A 17,475-nucleotide genomic window follows, 5' to 3' on the forward strand; every position below is an offset into this window, starting at 1 on the left:
CGGACGCGGCTTACAACACGTTCACGTTGCCGCGATACTGCTGGATCGGCTTCACGCCGAGCGGCTTCCCCTTCAGCGCCTCGATGCCCATCACCGCCGCCTGCGCGCCGGTAATGGTGGTCATGATACACACGTTGTGCGCGTAGGCCGCGGCGCGGATGGCATTCTCGTCGCGGCGCGGGATCATGCCGCTGGGCGTGTTGATCACCATCTGGATCTGGCCGTTCTTGATCATGTCGACCGCCGTCGGACGACCTTCGTTGATCTTCGAGAGGCGCTTCACGTTGAGGCCGCTGTCGGTCAGCATCTGCGCGGTGCCGCTCGTCGAATACAGCGAGAAGCCGAGCGCTTCGAGCCGGCGCGCAATGTCGACCGCGCGCTGCTTGTCGGCGTCTTTCACGGACAGGAACACGTTGCCCTTGGTCGGCAGGCCCGGCTTGGCCGCGGCCTGCGCCTTGGCGAACGCGATGCCGAGATCGGCGTCGACGCCCATGACCTCGCCGGTCGAGCGCATTTCGGGTCCGAGCGCGATTGTCGCGCCGGGGAAACGCACAAACGGAAACACTGCTTCCTTCACGCACCAGTGCTTCGGCGTCTGTTCGCGGGTGAAACCGAGATCCTTCAGCTTCGCGCCGGTCATCACCTTCGCGGCGAGCTTCGCCAGCGGCACGCCGATCGCCTTCGCGACGAACGGCACGGTGCGCGACGCACGGGGGTTCACCTCGAGGACGTAGAGCTGGTTGTCCTTGATCGCGAACTGCACGTTCATCAGGCCGATGACCTTCAACTCGCGCGCGAGCGCGTAGGTGGCGCGGCGGACGACGTCGAGCATCGGCTGGCCGAGCGTGTGCGGCGGCATGACCATGGCGGCGTCGCCGGAGTGCACGCCCGCGAATTCGATGTGCTCGAGCATGCCGCCGATGACCGTCGTCTCACCGTCGCTGATACAATCGACGTCGAGCTCGATCGCGTCCTCGAGGAACTTGTCGATCAGCACCGGCTTGTCGGGCATGACGTCGAACGCCTGCCGGACCACGCCGCGGAACTCCTCCTCGCTGTAAACGATGAACATGCCGCGGCCGCCGAGCACGAACGAGGGCCGGAGCAGGACCGGGAAACCGATCTCCTTCGCCGAGTTCAGCGCATCGGTCTCGTTCATCGCCGTGCGGTGCGCCGGCGACTTGAGTTCCAGCGTGTCGAGAATCGCGGAGAATAGCTTCCGGTCCTCCGCGGCATCGATGCTTTCCGGCGAGGTGCCGATGATGTTGACGCCGTTTTTCTTCAGCGCACTGGCGAGGTTGAGCGGCGTCTGGCCGCCGAACTGCACGATCGCGCCTTCGCATTTCTCCTGCTGGTAGATTTCCAGCACGTCCTCGAGCGTCAGCGGTTCAAAATAGAGACGGTCGCTGGTGTCGTAGTCCGTCGAAACCGTTTCCGGATTCGAGTTCACCATCACGGTTTCATAACCGATTTCGCGCAGCGCGAAGCTGGCGTGCACGCAGCAATAGTCGAACTCGATGCCCTGGCCGATGCGGTTGGGACCGCCGCCGAGGATCATGATTTTCTTCTTCTTCGACGCCAGCACCTCGTTCTCGTCGCCGTAGCTGGAATAGTAATACGGCGTGAACGCCTCGAACTCGGCCGCGCAGGTGTCGACGAGACGATAGGTCGTGCCGACGCCGCGCTTCTTCCGCTCCTTGCGCATCGTCGCGAGATCCGTTTTCAGCACATGGGCGAGCTGCACGTCGGAAAACCCGAATTGCTTCGCGCGTCGCAGCAGCGGCGTCGGCAGCGTCGCGAGCGTTTCCTTCGCGAGCGCCTGCTCCATGTCGAAGATCTCGCGCAACTGGTGCAGGAACCACGGATCGATCTTGGTGAGTTCGAAAATCCGCTCGATCGAATAGCCGGCGCGAAACGCGTGACGGATGTAGAAGATGCGCTCCGCATTCGGCGTGCCGAGCTTCGCGTTGATCTCCTTCTCCTCGAGCACGTCGTCGCCGCCGTGCTTGCCGCCGCCGCCGAAACCGCGCGCGCCGATTTCGAGGGAACGCAGGCACTTCTGCATCGATTCCTTGAAGGTCCGGCCGATCGCCATCGCTTCGCCGACCGATTTCATCGCCGACGTGAGCGACGAGTCCGCGTCCGGGAATTTTTCAAACGTGAACCGCGGGATCTTCGTCACCACGTAATCGATCGTGGGCTCGAAGCTCGCCGGCGTGAGCCGCGTGATGTCGTTGCGCAGCTCGTCGAGCGTGTAGCCGACGGCGAGTTTCGCGGCGATCTTCGCGATCGGAAAACCGGTCGCCTTCGACGCGAGCGCGGACGAGCGCGACACGCGCGGGTTCATCTCGATCACGACCATGCGGCCGGTCACGGGATCGACCGAAAACTGGATGTTCGAACCGCCGGTCTCGACGCCGATCTCGCGGATGACCGCGAAGGACGCGTCGCGCATGACCTGGTATTCCTTGTCGGACAACGTCATCGCCGGCGCGACCGTGATCGAGTCGCCGGTGTGCACGCCCATCGGATCAAAGTTCTCGATCGAGCAGATCACGACGCACTGGTCCTTGTGATCGCGCATCACCTCCATCTCGTATTCCTTCCAGCCGAGCAGACACTCTTCGACGAGCACCTCGTGCACCGGCGACAGATCGAGACCGTTGGCGCAAATCCGATCGAATTCCTCCTTGTTGTAAGCGATGCCACCGCCGCTGCCGCCGAGCGTGAAGGAGGGACGGATGATGAGCGGAAACATCGCCAGCTCCTCGGCCGCCTGGCGCGCTTCTTCCATCGTGCGCACGGTGCGCGACCGCGCGACATCCAGGCCGATCTTCAGCATGGCCTGCTTGAACAATTCGCGATCCTCGCCCTTCGCAATCGCGGCGGGCTTGGCGCCGATCATCTCGACGCCGTATTTCTCCAAAATCCCCGCCTTGTTGAGCTCCATCGCGAGGTTCAGCGCCGTCTGCCCGCCGAGCGTCGGCAGGAGCGCGGATGGACGTTCGGCCGCGATGATCTTTTCTAGGATCTCGACGTTAAGCGGCTCGATGTAAGTCACATCCGCGAACTCGAGATCGGTCATGATCGTGGCCGGATTCGAGTTCACGAGGATCACACGGTAACCCTCCTCCCGCAGCGCCTTGCACGCTTGCGTGCCGGAGTAGTCAAACTCGCAAGCCTGCCCGATGACGATGGGGCCGGCGCCGATGATCAGGATGGACTTCAGGTCGGAGCGTTTGGGCATGTGCGTAGATTTTGCCGAGAGTTGAGCGCGCAGCACCGCGCGGCAAGTGGGAAACGCGCCGCCGCGTTCGCGAACCCTCGCCGCCGAACGAAAACCGCTCGCGGCTCAACCCGACGTCAGCCCAACACCGCGCCTTCGACGCCCAGCACTTTCGCGGCCGCCGCCTTGTCGCCGCGACACGCGTGCAGGACCATTTCGCGATACTGTTTTTCCTGACCGGCCAGGTATTCGGCGAGCGACGGCCAGTTTTTCAGCTCACGCAACCGCAACGGCAGCTGCTGCGAGGTGACGATCCGCGTCTCGGTCGTCGCCGCGATCTTGGAAACGAGTTGAAACAGCTCCGTCAGGTTGCCCGGCCAGTGATAAGCCGTCATCACCGCGAGAGCATCGTCCGTGAACTCGATCAGATTCGCGTCGAAATGCGGACTCGTAGCCTTCCCCAGAAAGCTCTTCACGAGCAGCGGGATGTCCTCCGTGCGATCGCGCAGCGCCGGCATCTGCACGGGCAGCGAAGCGACGCGATAAAACAGCTCGTCGTGAAACTTGCCCTCGTCCGTCAGCAGCTCGAGATCCTCGGTCGTCGTGCACACGAGCCGGAAGCCGTGCGCGGTGTTGCGGAGCACGCTCACGAGGTCCTTCTGGATCGGCGGCGTGAGACACTGCAAATGCTGGAGAAACAGCGTGCCGCCCTTCGCCTGGCGGACCCACGCGCCGCCTTCGCCATTTTCGCCAATCAAGCCGTCGCGGAAACTCGCCTCGGAGCTCAGGGAGCAGTCGATGCGCACCATTTGCGCCTCCGGCGCACCGGTCGCGGCGTGCAAGATCTCCGCGACCGCAACCTTGCCGGTGCCGTTCTCGCCCATCAGGAGCACCGGCGTGCGCACGGCGGCGAGCTTGCGCACCTGCTGCACGAGTTTGCGCACGGGAGCGCTTTGCCCGATCAGGCGGCTCTCGATATCGCCGGCGTTCACGCCGGGCGCCAGGTTCACGGCCGCGCGTTCGCTCTGGAATTGCTTGAACTCGATCCCGCGCCGCAGCGTCGCGATCAATTCGTCCACGCGAAACGGCTTCTGGAGGTAATCGAACGCGCCGAATTTCAACGCCTGCACCGCGCTTTCCGTGCTGGCGTAGGCGGTCATGATGATGACGATCGCTGTCGGCTCGTAGAGCTTCAGCTGCTTCAGCAACGTGATGCCGTCCATCGGCTTCATGTCGATGTCGGCCAGGACCAGATCGAACTTCTCGGCCTTGTAACGCGCGAGCGCCTTTTCCCCGTCCGTGGCGAACGCCGTGCTGAAGCCGGTCGGTTGAATGACCGCCTCGAGCATCTCGTGGATCGAGAGCAGATCGTCGACGATGAGGACGGAAGGCATGAAGAAGAAACAGCGTTCCGGGCCCAATAAGGGAAGTCAACCGGCGGCGAGCAATCCGTTACTGCAATCCACCCGCCACCGCGCCGAGTTGGAAAATCGGCAGGAACATCGCCATCACGATGCCACCTACGACCACACCCAAAAACACGATCAGCATCGGCTCGATGAGCGAGGTCAGCGCCGCCACGGTCGCTTCGCACTCCACGTCGTAGAAATCGGAGATCTTCGTCATCATGCCGTCGACGTTGCCCGTCGATTCGCCCGCCTTCACCATGTGTTTCATCATCGGCGGGAAAAACGGATTCACCGCCAGCACTTCCGAGACTTGCCCACCCTGGCTTACGTGACGGGAAATCTCCACGCAGGCGTCTTCGATCTGCACCTTGCCGCTCGCCGCCGAGACGATCTCAAGCGTCCGCAGGATCGGCACGCCCGAGCGAATCAAGGTCGCATAGGTGCGGCAGAAGCGCGACAACGCGATCTTGTGCACGAGGTTGCCGAAAATGGGGGCCCGCACGAGGAACCGATCCTTCTGCCGCCGGCCGGCCGGGGTCTTGGTGTATTTGCCGAGCACGTAAAACGCCGCATACGCCCCAATGCCGATCGCCCACCAATAGGCTTTCATGAAGTCCGACAGATCGATCAGGAACTGCGTCGGCGCGGGCAGCTTGGCGCCGAAGTCCGCGAACATCGCCGCAAAAACCGGAATCACGAAAATCAGCAGGACGTTCACCAACGCGATCGCCAGGCCGATGACCGCGATCGGATACGTCATCGCCGACTTCACCTTCTTCGTCAGCTTGACCGTCGACTCGAAATAACTCGCGACTTTTCCCAGGATCTCCGCCAGCCCGCCGCTCGCCTCGCCGGCCTCGACCATCGAGATGAACAGATTCGGGAACGACTTCGGGAATTTCTTCACCGCTGACGAAAACGAATTGCCCGAAGAGATGTCCGCGCGCACGTCACGGATCACGATGCGGAAAATCGGGTCCTCCGTCTGATCCTGTAGTGCCTCCAGGCATTGCACCAGCGGCAGGCCGGCCGTCAGCAACGACGCCAGCTGCTGCGTGAAGATCGCCAGCTCGCCCAGCGGCAGCTTGTAGGTCTTGGCTTTTTTCTCGAGCGCCTTCTGCTTCGCCAGCGCCTGCGCGGCACGCACGTTGGTGGTTTTCTTGGCGGTATCCGCCCGGGTCACCGCCCCCGGACCAGACGATGCCGACGAGAGTAAAGCCATGCTGGTGACGCAAACCGACGTCGGACAGTGCAGCAACTTCAATTACGTTCACAATCGGTAAAAACACCGATGCGCGCCACCGCCGAACACAGGCTTGACCGCGCTCCGCTCCGGCCAACACTTCCGCTTCTTCGCGCGGGTGTAGTTTAGTGGCAAAACTCCTCTCTTCCAAAGAGGTATCGTCGGTTCGATTCCGTCCACCCGCTCCATCGTCGCGCCGCGGCATGAATCTCATCCTTTTCGAGCCGGCGGAAATCGCGCTCCCGCTGCCGCGCACCGATCGCCGCGCGATTCACCTGCTCGACGTGCTGCATCGCCAACCCGGCGACACCTTCGACGCCGGCCTGATCGACGGGCCCCGCGGTAAAGGCACACTCGTCCGCATCGACGCCGACGTCCTCGAACTCGCATTTGCCTGGACCTCGCAACCCGCCGCGCCGGAGCCGATCGTCGTGATCGTCGGACTCCCACGGCCGCAAACGGCCCGCGACATCCTGCGCGACGCGACGACCCTCGGCGTCGGCGAGCTGCATTTTGTCCGCACCGCACGCTCCGATCCCAACTACGCCACGAGCCGGCTCTGGACCACCGACGAATGGCGGCGGCACGTGGTCGCCGGCGCCGAACAAGCCTTCGACACCCGGCTGCCGGCGGTCACACACGATCGCACGCTCGCCGCCGCGCTTGCAGAAATCGCCGCCGGCACACACGGGCTCGCGCTCGACAATTACGAAGCCTCACAACCGCTCGGCCGGCTGCGCGCGCTCGCGGCCCCCATTTGCGTCGCGCTCGGTCCGGAGCGCGGCTGGGCCGACGCCGATCGCGAGCTGCTCCGGCAACACGCGTTCGAGTTCGTTCACCTCGGCTCGCGGGTCCTCCGCGCGGAAACCGCGCTTGTCGCCACCCTCACGCTCGTCCGGGCGCAACTCGGGCTGCTCTGAATCGCAGCGGGCGCCGGTCGCTCAACCTTTCACGAAAAAACTCACCGTCGGCTGACGCGCGCCTTTGCCGAGCCGCTTCAAACACGTCCAGCCGGCCGGCTTCAGCTCAATTTCGCCCGGCGCTTCGAACACCACCACCGCGTCCGGTTTTTCCGCCACTACGTCTGCGAGTCGGGCGAACAACGGCGCCGCGATCTCCGCAATGATTTCGTAAGGCGGATCGACGAATACTAGGTCCGGCACCGGTCCCTCGCCGAGCGGCACCGCGAGCGCGTCCATTTGCAGCACGGCGAGGTTGCCGGCGTCCCGTCGCAGGCTTTTGCACACCGCCGCGATATTCTGCCGAACGCACACGGCCGCCTTCGCGTTTTTCTCCACGAATACGCCGCTCGTAGCGCCGCGGCTCACCGCCTCGAGTCCATACGCGCCGCTGCCGGCAAACAGATCCAGAAAATGCGCGCCGACCACCCGCGCACCGAGACTCGAAAACACCGCCTGGCGCATGCCGTCCGTGGCAGGCCGCACCGCGTCGCCTTTCGGCGCGAGCAGCGGGATTCCGCGCGCGCCGCCGCCGCTTATGCGCACGATGACGTCCCCCGCGTGAGTTGCGCCACCGCTGTTTCCGCCTTCATAACCATGCGCCGCGCATGTCACTGCCGATCTCCGATCACTTCAACGGGAAAACTTTCTTCAACCCGCGCCACGAGAATCGCACCTGGCGCGACGTCCTGCGCTGGCGCCGGACCAGCCGGCCGACCCCGTGGCCGATGTTCGTGCCGTTGACCGCCACGCCGGGGCCGCATGCACCGAAGCACGACGAATGGGTCGTCACCTGGATCGGACACGCGACCTTTCTCGTGCAAACGCGCGAAGGAAATTTTCTCACCGACCCGCAATTCTCGGAACGCTGCGGCCCGTTCGGCCGACTGGGACCGCGCCGCGTGCAGCCGCCAGCGCTCGCGATCGCCGATCTGCCGCGAATCGATTTCATCCTGTTGACGCATGATCACTACGATCACTGCGACCTTCACTCGCTGCGTCAGCTCGCCCGGCGTTTCGCGCCCCAAGTGATCGCGCCGTTGGCCTACCGGCGCTTGCTCGCGCGCGCCAATCTGCACCACGTGGTCGAGCTCGACTGGTGGCAAACGCACACGCCGGCACCTGGACTCGAGATCGCGCTCACGCCCGCCCGCCACTGGAGCAACCGGCTCTCCGGCACGCGCAACGCCCGCCTGTGGGGCGGCTTTTTTGTCCGGCATTCGGACCGCGCCTGGTGGTTCGCCGGCGACACCGGTTACGATCCGCAGCTGTTTCACGACATCCGCCAGCGACTGGGCGCGCCCGCGCTCGCGATGATTCCGATCGGCGCCTATGAGCCGCGCTGGTTCATGGCCGCGCAACACTGCAATCCGGCCGAGGCGGTGCAGATTCATCGCGACGTCGCCGCGAGCACCAGTTTCGCGATGCACTGGGGATCATGGCAACTGACCGACGAAGGCCGCGACGAACCCGTGCGGGCGCTGACGGAAGCGTGTGACGCAGCGGGTGTTTCCGCCGATCGATTCCGCGTGCTTCAGCCCGGCGAAACGACAGTCGTTTGAACGGCATGGTGCGCCCGGGCGCATCGGTGAACTCGACGGAACCCGCCGCACGCGCGCCGGTTCAACATAGCATTTGCGCATGCCTCGAAAACTCATACGTATGGCCGCTTAGCATCGCCGCGCGGGCGGTTGCCGACTCCTCCTCCCGCCTGATGGGCGTCGTTGTGCCTGGATGCTAGACTACACTATGCACCCTCTCCGCTTCCTCGCTGTCCTCGCCGGCTTCGCCGCGGCGGTGCCGGCGCGCGTCTGCGCCGAGGAGAACGTCTGGCCCGTGCGCGTCGCGCAGACCGACGATGCCGGCCGCGTGGTTTCCTGGCAGGCCGCGGGACCGCTGATTTTCCAGCAGCCGGCGGAACGCGGCGGCACGGTGAGCGGATTCCGTCCGCTGTTCGCCGAATGGCAGGACGACCTCGGCCAGCTGCGGGAGCGCAATGTCCTGTATCCGGTTTTCATCTACCGCACCGACGGCGACAGCTATCGCTGGAGCGTCTTTCAACTGATCAACCGTTCCGGCAACGTCGCCGCAAAGACGACCCCCACCACGCCGGTTTATGAAACCTTCGATCTGTGGCCGTTCTGGTTTTCCCGCGACACCGGCGATCCGCAAGGATCCTATCGCGCGCTGTTTCCGATCGCCGGCACGATCAAGGACCGCTTCGGCTACGACCGGCTGAAGTTCACGCTCTTCCCATTTTACCTTCGCTCCGAAAAGAAAGGCACTGTGGCGACGAGCACGCCGTGGCCCTTTCTGAAGATCACCCGCGGCCGGCAGGAAGGCTTTGCCCTGTGGCCGCTCTACGGACGACTCGAGCAGCCGGGCGTTTTCGAGCGCCGCTTTTATCTCTGGCCGCTGGCCTGGAACAACACGATCCAGCCACGTGACGCCGACGGCGCTCCCGTGGCCAACGGGACGCCCCGTCGCGAGGTCGGCGTGCTGCCGTTCTACACTCGCGAGACGGCGCCGGGCTTCGACAACGCGAACTTCCTCTGGCCGTTTTTCGGCTACACGGACCGCACGCAGCCGAACGTGTATCATGAAACCCGTTACTTCTGGCCGTTTCTCGTGCGCGGCGAGGGCGAGAATCGCGACGTGCGGCGCTTCGGTCCGTTTTACACGCACTCGGTCGTCAAAGGTGTCGAGAAGACGTGGTATCTCTGGCCGATCTATCGCGAGCGGCGCGAACAGATCGGCGCGATCGACCAGACGCAGCGCCAGGTGCTCTACTTTCTCTATCGCTCGACCGAGCAGCGCAGCCTGACGTCGCCGTCCGCCGCGCCGGCCGAGAAACAGCACCTCTGGCCGCTCTTCAGTTCCTGGGACAACGGGGCCGGCCGCCAGCAGCTGCAGTTTCCCAGCCCGCTCGCCGTTTTCTTCCCCGACAATGAACGCGTGCGCGCCTCTTGGTCGCCACTGTTTGCCCTTTACCGCTTCGATCAACGGGCCCCGGACGACAAACGCCACGAGCTGCTCTGGGGCCTCTTCAGCCACCGCGTGCGGCCCGGAGAGCGCGAGTTTCACGTTGGCCCGCTGTTCAGCATGAAGGAGCGCGCGGATGAGAAGCGCTTCACGATCGGCAACGGCCTGATCGCCTGGCAGCGCGGCGCGCCCGGCACGCGCTGGCGGTTCTTCTGGTTCGATTTCCCCGGCAGATCCCACACCCTTCCCGCGACCTCGCGCTGACATGAACCAACTGACCGCCATTCTGGAAGGCATCGGCAGCACGATGCTCCTGCTCGTGCGCAGCCTCTCGCACGTTGGGACGCTCCCGCGCCAGCGGGCGCGTTTCATCGAGCAGTGCTTCATGATTGGATACACCACGCTGCCGATCGTGGCCATCCTCAGCTTCTTCATCGGCAGCGTGCTCGCGCTGCAGGCCGGCTATTCGATGCAGAACGTCGGCGCGAAGCAGTTCATCGGTTCCCTCGTCGGCCTGTCGATGGCCCGCGAACTTGGCCCGGTGATGGTCGCGATCCTGCTCGCCGGCCGGGTCGGTTCCGCCATCGCCGCCGAGCTCGCCTCGATGAAGGTTTACCAGGAGGTCGACGCGCTCGTGACGATGAACATCCCGCCCGAGCGCATGCTGGTGCTGCCGCGCCTCGCCGCCGCGCTCGTCATGGTGCCGGTCCTCGCGATCATCGCCAACCTCGTCGGCTGGTTCGGCGGCGCGATCGTGGCCAAATACGTTTCGTTCATCTCGATCGACCCGCCCGCATATTTCTCCGCGCTGCGGCGCTACACCGAGTTCAAGGACGTGATGAACGGCCTCATCAAAACGGAGGTCTTCGGCTTCGTCGTGGTGCTCGTCTGCTGCAACATCGGCCTCAACACCCGCGGCGGTCCGCGCGAGATCGGGGCGTCCGTCACGCGCGCGGTTGTCACCTCCCTGATCCTGATTCTGGTGCTCGATTACTTCGTCACGAAGGCGCTCCTCTGACCATGCCCGACTCCGCCTCCACTCCCACGCGCAATCCGTTCACGCAGACGGAGACGCCCGCCGTTGGCGTCAAGATCGAGGGCCTCTCCAAGAGCTTCGGCCGCCATCAGGTCCTCAAGGACATCACGTTCTCGGTCGCGCCCGGCGAGATCTTCGTGCTCATGGGCCCGAGCGGTTCGGGCAAGAGCGTGCTGTTGAAACACATCGTCGGCCTCGAAACGCCCTCCGCCGGCCGGGTCTTCGTCGACACCTTCGACGCCACCTCGGAGGAGACGCGCGAGCGCGTGCGCATGGCCCTCGTGTTTCAAGCCGGTGCGCTGTTCAACTCCCTCAGCGTCTACGACAACCTCGCGCTCTACCCGCGCGAGCACCAGCTCGCCGACGAAGCCGGCATTCGCGAGAAAGTCATGCGCGCGCTGCAGATCCTCTCGCTGGAAAACGCGGCGTCCAAGTTCCCCGCCGAACTCTCCGGCGGCATGAAGAAACGCGTCGCCATCGCCCGCGCCCTCGTGATGGAGCCGCAGCTGATGCTCTACGACGAACCGACGAGCGAGCTCGATCCCGTGATGAGCGCGACGATCAGCGAGATCATCGCCACGCTGAAGGACGAGTTTCACGTCACCTCGATCGTCGTCTCGCACGATCGCGACCTCGCGCTCAGCATCGCCGACCGTGTCGGCATCCTCATGGGCGGCGAACTGATCTATGTCGGACCGCCTGCCGGCCTGCGCGATCCGCAGGACCCGCGCATCGCCGATTTCCTGAACCCGCGGATCGATATCAAAAACCCGCGTTTCAAGAAGCTGGAAACCTGACCGCCCCTTTTTCCCCAATCACCGGAGACACACCATGAACAACGCACAGCAAACCGCCCGCGTCGGCCTCTTCTTTCTCCTCGGCCTCGCCCTCACCTGGGTCACGTTCGAGACGCTCAGCGGAGGCAAACTCTTCCGCGAAGACGGCTACACCCTCGTCGCCGGCTTCGAGAGCCTGAAGGAACTCAAAAACGGCGACGAAGTGCGCATGGCCGGCGTGAAGATCGGCGTCGTCGAACGCACGCGCCTCAACGCCGAGAAACGCCGCGCCGAAGCCCTCCTGCGCATCAACGCCAACGCCTCGATCCCGAACGACGCCACCGCCTCGATCTCGATGTCCGGCCTGATCGGCACCAACTACATCGCCGTCGACCTCGGCTCGGCCGGCGCGGCGCCGCTGCAACCCGGCGACGAAATCAAAACCCGCGCGAGCGCCGACCTGAACAGCATCATGGCCGACATCGGCAGCCTGGGCGAGAAACTCGAAAGCTCGCTCAGCGCATTCGGCAGCGCGATGGGAGGCGACGGCAAGGAGCCGGGCCTGTTCCAGAAGCTCGACCGTCTCGTCACCGAGAACCACGAGAAAGTCACCGCCACGATGACCAATCTCCAGGAAATCACCTCCAAGGTGAATCAGGGCGAGGGCACGATCGGCCGGCTCGTCAACGATCCCGCGCTCTACAACGAACTCGTCACCACCGTGCAGGACATCAAGGGCGCTGCCGCCGGCGCGAAGGATTTTATGGCCAACGCCCAGGGCATCATCGACCAAGTCAAGAGCGGCAAGGGCACGCTCGGCGCGTTGATCTACGACGAAGCCGCGGGCAACGACTTGAAGGCGACCGTCGCGAATTTCCGTTCGATCTCCGACAAGGTCGCCAAGGGCGAAGGCACGCTCGGCAAGCTCATCAACGACGACCAGCTGTTCAACACCGCGCAGGCGACGCTCAAGAAAGCCGATCGCGCGCTCGACGGCATGAGCGACTCCGGCCCGATCACCGCCGTGGGCATCGTCGCCAATTCGCTCTTCTAAGCCACCGGTTTGTCCCACGAAAGGAGCCCGATCCAACTCGGGCTCCTTTTTTGTTGTCGGATCAAACCAGCGCTTTGACCAGATCTTCCCGCCGACCCGGCAGCAGGTCCATCGGCGCGATCTCCGGCATCGTATATGCGCCCGGCCGCAGTCGCAGCGCCGCCGCCCGCGCGCACGAGACCATGATCTGCGCGGTCAGCGCGGGGTTGTTGATCCTCATCTTGAACTCGAAGAGCTGATTGTGGGCGATGCCGCTCACGCCCTTGCGCTCCATGTGCACGCCGTGGCCGACATCCTTCAGGCTGTCGATGCTCGGCACGGCGATCACGCGCGTGTCGTCGTTGACGAAATAATCGTCCGACTTGATTGCCTTCTCCACGGTCGCGAAGTCCGCGCCGGGTTCGAGTTCGACATAAACCATTCGGCGGTGAACGCCTGCGCCCGCTGGCATCGTCATCGACAGCGCGTCCTTCACGCCCGGCTTGCTCTTCGCGCAAACGGAGTGGCCCATGCTCATCCCGGGCCCGAAATTCGTATAGGTGATGCCGCGCGGCGCCATCGCCAGCAGCAGCGCGCGCAGAACCGAGTCGCTGCCCGGGTCCCAGCCCGACGAGATCACCGCGACGCTGTTGTGCTCCTTGCCGATGGCGTCGAGCGCTTGCCGCAAGTCCCAGAGTTTTTGCCCGTGAATGTCGAAACTATCGACCGTGTGGATCCCTTTGCGGAGATAGAGGGGCGCGGTCTCCGGAATGCTGCGCGTCGGCCCGCAAAGGAGCACGACGTCGACCTTGCCCAACGCGTCGACATCATCGGCGACTGCGACGCCCGCCAGCTCCGGCGCGGCCACCGAGGCGTGGCGGCGAACGACGCCGGCCAGCTCCATATCCGGCGCGGTCTGCACGGCGGCGACCGCCGAACGACCGATGTTTCCATAACCGACCACTGCGACTCGAAGAGACGTGCTCATGTGAGCCGTCAGAAAAGACCAGCACCGGGCAAAAAGGAAATCCTCAATCTCGCTCGTGTGCGCCGCCGCAACGGAAACGCCTCAACAAAAAAGCCGGGCGAATGACTTCGCCCGGCTCACGTATTCACAAAACTTACACCTTCGGGCCGCCCTGCGCGTAATAACGCGCGCGGAGGCGGAGACCGTTGAGGCGGATGAAGCCGGTCGCGTCGGTCTGGTTATACCAGCTCTTCACGCCTTCCATCGACGCGATGTTTTCGTCGTAGAGCGAGTATTTCGACTTCCGGCCGCAGGTGATGATGTTGCCCTTGTAGAGCTTCAGCCGCACGGTGCCGGTGACGTTTTTCTGGCTCTCGTCGACGAGCGCCTGGAGCGCCTCGCGTTCCGGCGCGAACCAGAACCCGTAGTAAACCAGTTCGGCGTATTTCGGGATCAGCGAATCGCGCAGGTGCATGACCTCGCGGTCCATCGTCAGCGATTCGACCTGGCGATGCGCGTGCATCAGGATCGTGCCGCCGGGAGTCTCATACACGCCGCGCGACTTCATCCCGACGAACCGGTTTTCGACAAGATCGACGCGGCCGATGCCGTGTTTGCCGCCGAGCTTGTTCAACGTCTTCAACACGCCCGCGGGCGTGAGCTTCTTGCCGTTTACTGCGACGCAGTTGCCCTTCACGAAATCGAGTTCGACGTATTCCGCCTTGTTTGGCGCGTCCTCGGGCGAGACGGAAAGCTTGAACATGCCGCGGTTCGCCTTGGTCGTCGGATCGAACCACGGATCCTCGAGAATGCCGGCCTCGTAGGAAATGTGCAGGAGATTGCGATCCATCGAATACGGCTTCTTGAGTGACGCCTCGACGGGGATGTTGTGCTTCTGGCAATACGCGATCATCTCCGCGCGGCCGGGAAATTCGTCGCGGTATTTTTCAATTTTCCACGGCGCGATGATCTGCAGGTCCGGGGCGAGCGCCATGTAGGTCAGCTCGAAGCGGCACTGGTCGTTGCCCTTGCCGGTGGCGCCGTGCGCGACGGTGTCGGCCTTCTCCTTCTTCGCGATCTCGACCTGCGCCTTCGCGATCAGCGGACGCGCGATCGAGGTGCCGAGGTAATACTGGCCCTCGTAGATCGCGTTGGCGCGAATCATCGGGTAGATGAAGTCGCGCGCGAATTCCTCGACGAGGTCGAGCGTGTAGTGCTTCGAGGCGCCGGTCTTCTTCGCTTTTTGCGGGAGGCCTTTGAGCTCCTCCTCCTGGCCGATGTCGGCCGCGAAGGTGACGATCTCGGCGTCGTAAGTTTCCTTGAGCCACTTGACGATGACCGACGTGTCGAGGCCACCGGAGTATGCGAGGACGATTTTCATGAGAGAGGAATTTGGATTAGCCGCAAAAATACGCAGAACGCGCGAAAAAATCAGAGGAGAAATGGTAGAGGTTTTCGCGCCTTTTGCGCCTCCTTGCGGCCATTGTCAGCGCTTCGCGAGCGTCGCGAGAATCGCCTTTTGCATGTGGAGGCGGTTTTCCGCCTCGTCGAAGATGATGCTGCGCGGATTGTCGAGGACCGTCTGTTCGACCTCTTCGCCCGGATGCGCGGGCAGGCAGTGCATGAACAGCGCATCGGGCTTCGCGCCCGCAAATACCTTTGCCGTGACCGTGTAAGGCCGCATCTGCTGGATGCGCGCCGCGGTCTCCTCCTCCTTGCCCATGCTCACCCAGACATCCGTGTAAACGATGTCCGCGTCCCGCACGGCTTCCATGGAATCGGTGGTGAACTCGTAGCCGCCGGCAAAACCTTCCTGCGCGAGGAACGCGTCGAACTCCTTCGACGGCGCAAACTCCTTCGGTCCCGCCAGCGCGATTTTCATCCCGAAGAGATTCGCGCCGAGGATCCACGAATTGGCCATGTTGCACGCCGTGTCGCCGAGAAATGCGATCTTCCGTCCGCGCAGGGAGCCCACGAGGTCGCCCGACGGACCAGCCCAGCGCTCCGCCGCCGAAAACGCATCCGTGAAAATCTGACAGGGATGCAGGAAATCCGTGAGCGCGTTGATCACCGGGATGCTGCCGGCTGCCGAGAGTCGCTCGACGTCGGAGTGATCGAAGGTCCGCACGATCAAACCGTGCACGAAGCGCGACATCACCCTCGCCGTGTCCTCGATCGATTCGCCGCGACCGAGTTGGATGTCGTTGCGATTGAGAAAAAGCGGGTTGCCGCCGAGTTCGTGGATGCCGACCTCGAACGACACGCGCGTGCGCGTGGACGATTTCGAGAAGATCATCGCCCACGTCTGGCCGGCGAGCGGCTGCGGCTGATCTTTTTGTCCACGACCGCTCTTCAACGTCCGCGCGAGTGCGAACAAACCGGGCAATTCGGATGCCTTGAAATCGGTTTCTTTGAGGAAGTGCTTCATGGAAACGGTGAGGTCTAGAGAGTCGATTTCGCTCTCACGAGTGAAAAATGAGGTCCCTCTCGCCGCGCAGCCCTGGTAAGGCGGGGTCGGGAGACCCCGCCCTAATAATCGCACTCCGGCGCGACGAGCGGCTCAGGCCTTCGCCTGCAGCACCGCGCGGAATATCTCCACGGATTTCGCGAGATCGTCAGGCGACACGTTCAACGGCGGCAGCAGCCGGATGACGTTTCCGCCTGCGCTCGGCGCGAGCAAGCCGTGCTCGCGCAGCGCCGCCAGATAGGGCGACGGATCGCTCGCGAGTTGAATACCGACAAGATAACCGATTCCGCGGACCGCGAGCACCTGCGACGGGAAATCCTTCGCGAGTTGCTGCAGGGCCGCGAGCCAGGGCCCGCTGTTCTTTCGCACCTGTTCGAGCAGGCCGTCGCGTTCGATCACATCCAGCACCGCGAGCGCTGCCGCGCACGCGAGCGGCGTGCCGCCGAAGGTCGTGCCGTGATTGCCGGGATGAAAGAGGTCCGCGTAACGATCGCGCACCCACATCGCGCCGATCGGGAAACCGCCGCCAAGGCCCTTCGCCATGCCGATCGCGTCGGGCGTGATGCCCGCCTGCTCGAACGCATAAAAACTCCCCGTGCGGCCGACGCCGCACTGCACCTCGTCGAGCATCAGCAGCAGATTGCGTTCGGTGCAGAGTTCGCGAATTCCGCGCAGAAACTCGGGCGTGCAGACGTTGATGCCGCTCTCGCCCTGGATCGTCTCGAAGAAAATCGCGGCGGTCTGGTCATCGACCAGATCGGCGAAACTCTGCAGGTTGTTGATCTCGCCGAACGCGAAACCCGGCACGAGCGGACGAAAGCCTTTCTGGATCTTTTCCTGCGGCGTCGCGCTCATGCCGCCGAACGTGCGGCCGTGGAACGCGTTTTTCGCGCAGACGATCTTGTAGCATTTCCCTTCCTCGCCGGTCTTCTGCATGCCGTGCAGCCGCGCGAGCTTGATCAACGCCTCGTTCGCCTCGGCGCCGCTGTTGCAGAAAAACACGCGGCCCGGTCCGGCATACTTCACGAGCCGCCGCGCGAGTTCGCCCTGGTTCGGATTGCGAAAAAGATTGCTGACGTGGATCAGCTCGCCGGCCTGACGCTGCACCGCGGCGACCCACTGCGGATGACAATGGCCGAGCGCGCTCACCGCGATGCCCGACGTGAAGTCGAGGTAGCTGTTGCCCGCGTCGTCCCAGACCTCCGTGCCGCGGCCACGCACGAGGGTCAGCGGGGCGCGCGCATAGTTTTTCAACACATGCGCGTCGTAAAGCTCAGCCGTGCTGGTGCGAACGATCGAAGGACTCATGGCGTGAAAGTGAGAGTGAAAGTGAAAACGGGTTTAAAGCTTATTCCCTCCCCCGCTCACCCTCACCTG

At 63.8% G+C, this 17,475-nt stretch carries 14 protein-coding genes and 1 tRNA gene; 7 read left to right on the forward strand and 8 right to left on the reverse strand.

Features of this window, described 5'->3' with window-relative positions; all coding sequences use genetic code 11:
• Positions 1-10: 10 nt before the first annotated feature.
• The 3 genes from carB to AC6RV7_RS17035 form a co-directional block, all read right to left on the reverse strand.
• Positions 11-3,247, reverse strand: a complete 3,237-nt coding sequence (gene carB / locus AC6RV7_RS17025; RefSeq protein WP_500095231.1) for a carbamoyl-phosphate synthase large subunit — start codon at positions 3,245-3,247, stop codon at positions 11-13.
• Positions 3,248-3,363: 116 nt separating this feature from the next.
• Positions 3,364-4,620, reverse strand: a complete 1,257-nt coding sequence (locus AC6RV7_RS17030; RefSeq protein ID WP_500095232.1) for a sigma-54-dependent transcriptional regulator — start codon at positions 4,618-4,620, stop codon at positions 3,364-3,366.
• A 58-nt stretch (positions 4,621-4,678) separates the two neighbouring features.
• Positions 4,679-5,857 carry a type II secretion system F family protein gene (locus AC6RV7_RS17035; protein ID WP_500095233.1) on the reverse strand — a complete coding sequence of 393 codons (1,179 nt, stop codon included), beginning with the start codon at positions 5,855-5,857 and terminating at the stop codon, positions 4,679-4,681.
• Positions 5,858-5,992: 135 nt separating this feature from the next.
• On the opposite strand from AC6RV7_RS17035, the gene AC6RV7_RS17040 reads away from it, so the two are divergent.
• Both AC6RV7_RS17040 and AC6RV7_RS17045 read left to right on the forward strand, forming a co-directional pair.
• Positions 5,993-6,066: transfer RNA gene (locus AC6RV7_RS17040), tRNA-Gly, on the forward strand.
• A gap of 15 nt (positions 6,067-6,081) precedes the next feature.
• Complete coding sequence (locus AC6RV7_RS17045; protein WP_500095234.1) at positions 6,082-6,798, forward strand: RsmE family RNA methyltransferase; 717 nt, start codon at positions 6,082-6,084, stop codon at positions 6,796-6,798.
• 21 nt (positions 6,799-6,819) lie between these two features.
• Here the strand turns inward: AC6RV7_RS17045 and AC6RV7_RS17050 are convergent, their stop codons facing one another.
• Positions 6,820-7,383 carry an RsmD family RNA methyltransferase gene (locus AC6RV7_RS17050; protein WP_500095235.1) on the reverse strand — a complete coding sequence of 188 codons (564 nt, stop codon included), beginning with the start codon at positions 7,381-7,383 and terminating at the stop codon, positions 6,820-6,822.
• A 62-nt stretch (positions 7,384-7,445) separates the two neighbouring features.
• Between AC6RV7_RS17050 and AC6RV7_RS17055 the strand changes: the two genes are divergently transcribed.
• The 5 genes from AC6RV7_RS17055 to AC6RV7_RS17075 all read left to right on the forward strand — a co-directional run bounded on the left by AC6RV7_RS17055 (position 7,446) and on the right by AC6RV7_RS17075 (position 12,685).
• Positions 7,446-8,399 carry an MBL fold metallo-hydrolase gene (locus AC6RV7_RS17055; protein WP_500095236.1) on the forward strand — a complete coding sequence of 318 codons (954 nt, stop codon included), beginning with the start codon at positions 7,446-7,448 and terminating at the stop codon, positions 8,397-8,399.
• Positions 8,400-8,586: 187 nt separating this feature from the next.
• Positions 8,587-10,083, forward strand: coding sequence for a hypothetical protein (locus tag AC6RV7_RS17060; RefSeq protein ID WP_500095237.1), 1,497 nt, complete (start codon positions 8,587-8,589; stop codon positions 10,081-10,083).
• 1 nt (position 10,084) lies between these two features.
• Entirely contained in the window at positions 10,085-10,837 is a 753-nt protein-coding gene (locus AC6RV7_RS17065; RefSeq protein ID WP_500095238.1) for an MlaE family ABC transporter permease, read from the forward strand.
• Positions 10,838-10,839: 2 nt separating this feature from the next.
• Positions 10,840-11,652 (forward strand): ABC transporter ATP-binding protein, encoded by an 813-nt coding sequence (locus AC6RV7_RS17070; protein ID WP_500095239.1) that lies wholly within the window; start codon positions 10,840-10,842, stop codon positions 11,650-11,652.
• 34 nt (positions 11,653-11,686) lie between these two features.
• Complete coding sequence (locus AC6RV7_RS17075) at positions 11,687-12,685, forward strand: MlaD family protein (RefSeq protein ID WP_500095240.1); 999 nt, start codon at positions 11,687-11,689, stop codon at positions 12,683-12,685.
• 61 nt (positions 12,686-12,746) lie between these two features.
• Here AC6RV7_RS17075 and AC6RV7_RS17080 read toward each other — a convergent pair whose 3' ends face one another.
• From AC6RV7_RS17080 to AC6RV7_RS17095, 4 genes are all read right to left on the reverse strand, one after another.
• Positions 12,747-13,652, reverse strand: a complete 906-nt coding sequence (locus AC6RV7_RS17080) for a diaminopimelate dehydrogenase (protein WP_500095241.1) — start codon at positions 13,650-13,652, stop codon at positions 12,747-12,749.
• 133 nt (positions 13,653-13,785) lie between these two features.
• Complete coding sequence (locus tag AC6RV7_RS17085; RefSeq protein WP_500095242.1) at positions 13,786-15,012, reverse strand: argininosuccinate synthase; 1,227 nt, start codon at positions 15,010-15,012, stop codon at positions 13,786-13,788.
• A gap of 105 nt (positions 15,013-15,117) precedes the next feature.
• A complete protein-coding gene (gene argF / locus AC6RV7_RS17090) occupies positions 15,118-16,059 on the reverse strand; it encodes an ornithine carbamoyltransferase (protein ID WP_500095243.1) in 942 nt (313 codons plus the stop codon).
• A 132-nt stretch (positions 16,060-16,191) separates the two neighbouring features.
• The gene (locus tag AC6RV7_RS17095; protein WP_500095244.1) at positions 16,192-17,406 is read right to left on the reverse strand and encodes an aspartate aminotransferase family protein; all 1,215 of its coding nucleotides are present in this window, start codon (positions 17,404-17,406) and stop codon (positions 16,192-16,194) included.
• Between the last annotated feature and the right edge of the window lie 69 nt (positions 17,407-17,475).

Source organism: Opitutus sp. sgz309028, assembly GCF_059821195.1.

Excerpts from the sequence above, each read along its gene's own strand:
- carB (WP_500095231.1), bottom strand. The coding sequence starts at position 3,247 with ATGCCCAAACGCTCCGACCTGAAGTCCATCCTGATCATCGGCGCCGGC.
- AC6RV7_RS17030 (WP_500095232.1), bottom strand. The coding sequence starts at position 4,620 with ATGCCTTCCGTCCTCATCGTCGACGATCTGCTCTCGATCCACGAGATG.
- AC6RV7_RS17035 (WP_500095233.1), bottom strand. The coding sequence starts at position 5,857 with ATGGCTTTACTCTCGTCGGCATCGTCTGGTCCGGGGGCGGTGACCCGG.
- AC6RV7_RS17045 (WP_500095234.1), top strand. The coding sequence starts at position 6,082 with ATGAATCTCATCCTTTTCGAGCCGGCGGAAATCGCGCTCCCGCTGCCG.
- AC6RV7_RS17055 (WP_500095236.1), top strand. The coding sequence starts at position 7,446 with ATGTCACTGCCGATCTCCGATCACTTCAACGGGAAAACTTTCTTCAAC.
- AC6RV7_RS17060 (WP_500095237.1), top strand. The coding sequence starts at position 8,587 with ATGCACCCTCTCCGCTTCCTCGCTGTCCTCGCCGGCTTCGCCGCGGCG.
- AC6RV7_RS17065 (WP_500095238.1), top strand. The coding sequence starts at position 10,085 with ATGAACCAACTGACCGCCATTCTGGAAGGCATCGGCAGCACGATGCTC.
- AC6RV7_RS17070 (WP_500095239.1), top strand. The coding sequence starts at position 10,840 with ATGCCCGACTCCGCCTCCACTCCCACGCGCAATCCGTTCACGCAGACG.
- AC6RV7_RS17075 (WP_500095240.1), top strand. The coding sequence starts at position 11,687 with ATGAACAACGCACAGCAAACCGCCCGCGTCGGCCTCTTCTTTCTCCTC.
- AC6RV7_RS17080 (WP_500095241.1), bottom strand. The coding sequence starts at position 13,652 with ATGAGCACGTCTCTTCGAGTCGCAGTGGTCGGTTATGGAAACATCGGT.
- AC6RV7_RS17085 (WP_500095242.1), bottom strand. The coding sequence starts at position 15,012 with ATGAAAATCGTCCTCGCATACTCCGGTGGCCTCGACACGTCGGTCATC.
- argF (WP_500095243.1), bottom strand. The coding sequence starts at position 16,059 with ATGAAGCACTTCCTCAAAGAAACCGATTTCAAGGCATCCGAATTGCCC.
- AC6RV7_RS17095 (WP_500095244.1), bottom strand. The coding sequence starts at position 17,406 with ATGAGTCCTTCGATCGTTCGCACCAGCACGGCTGAGCTTTACGACGCG.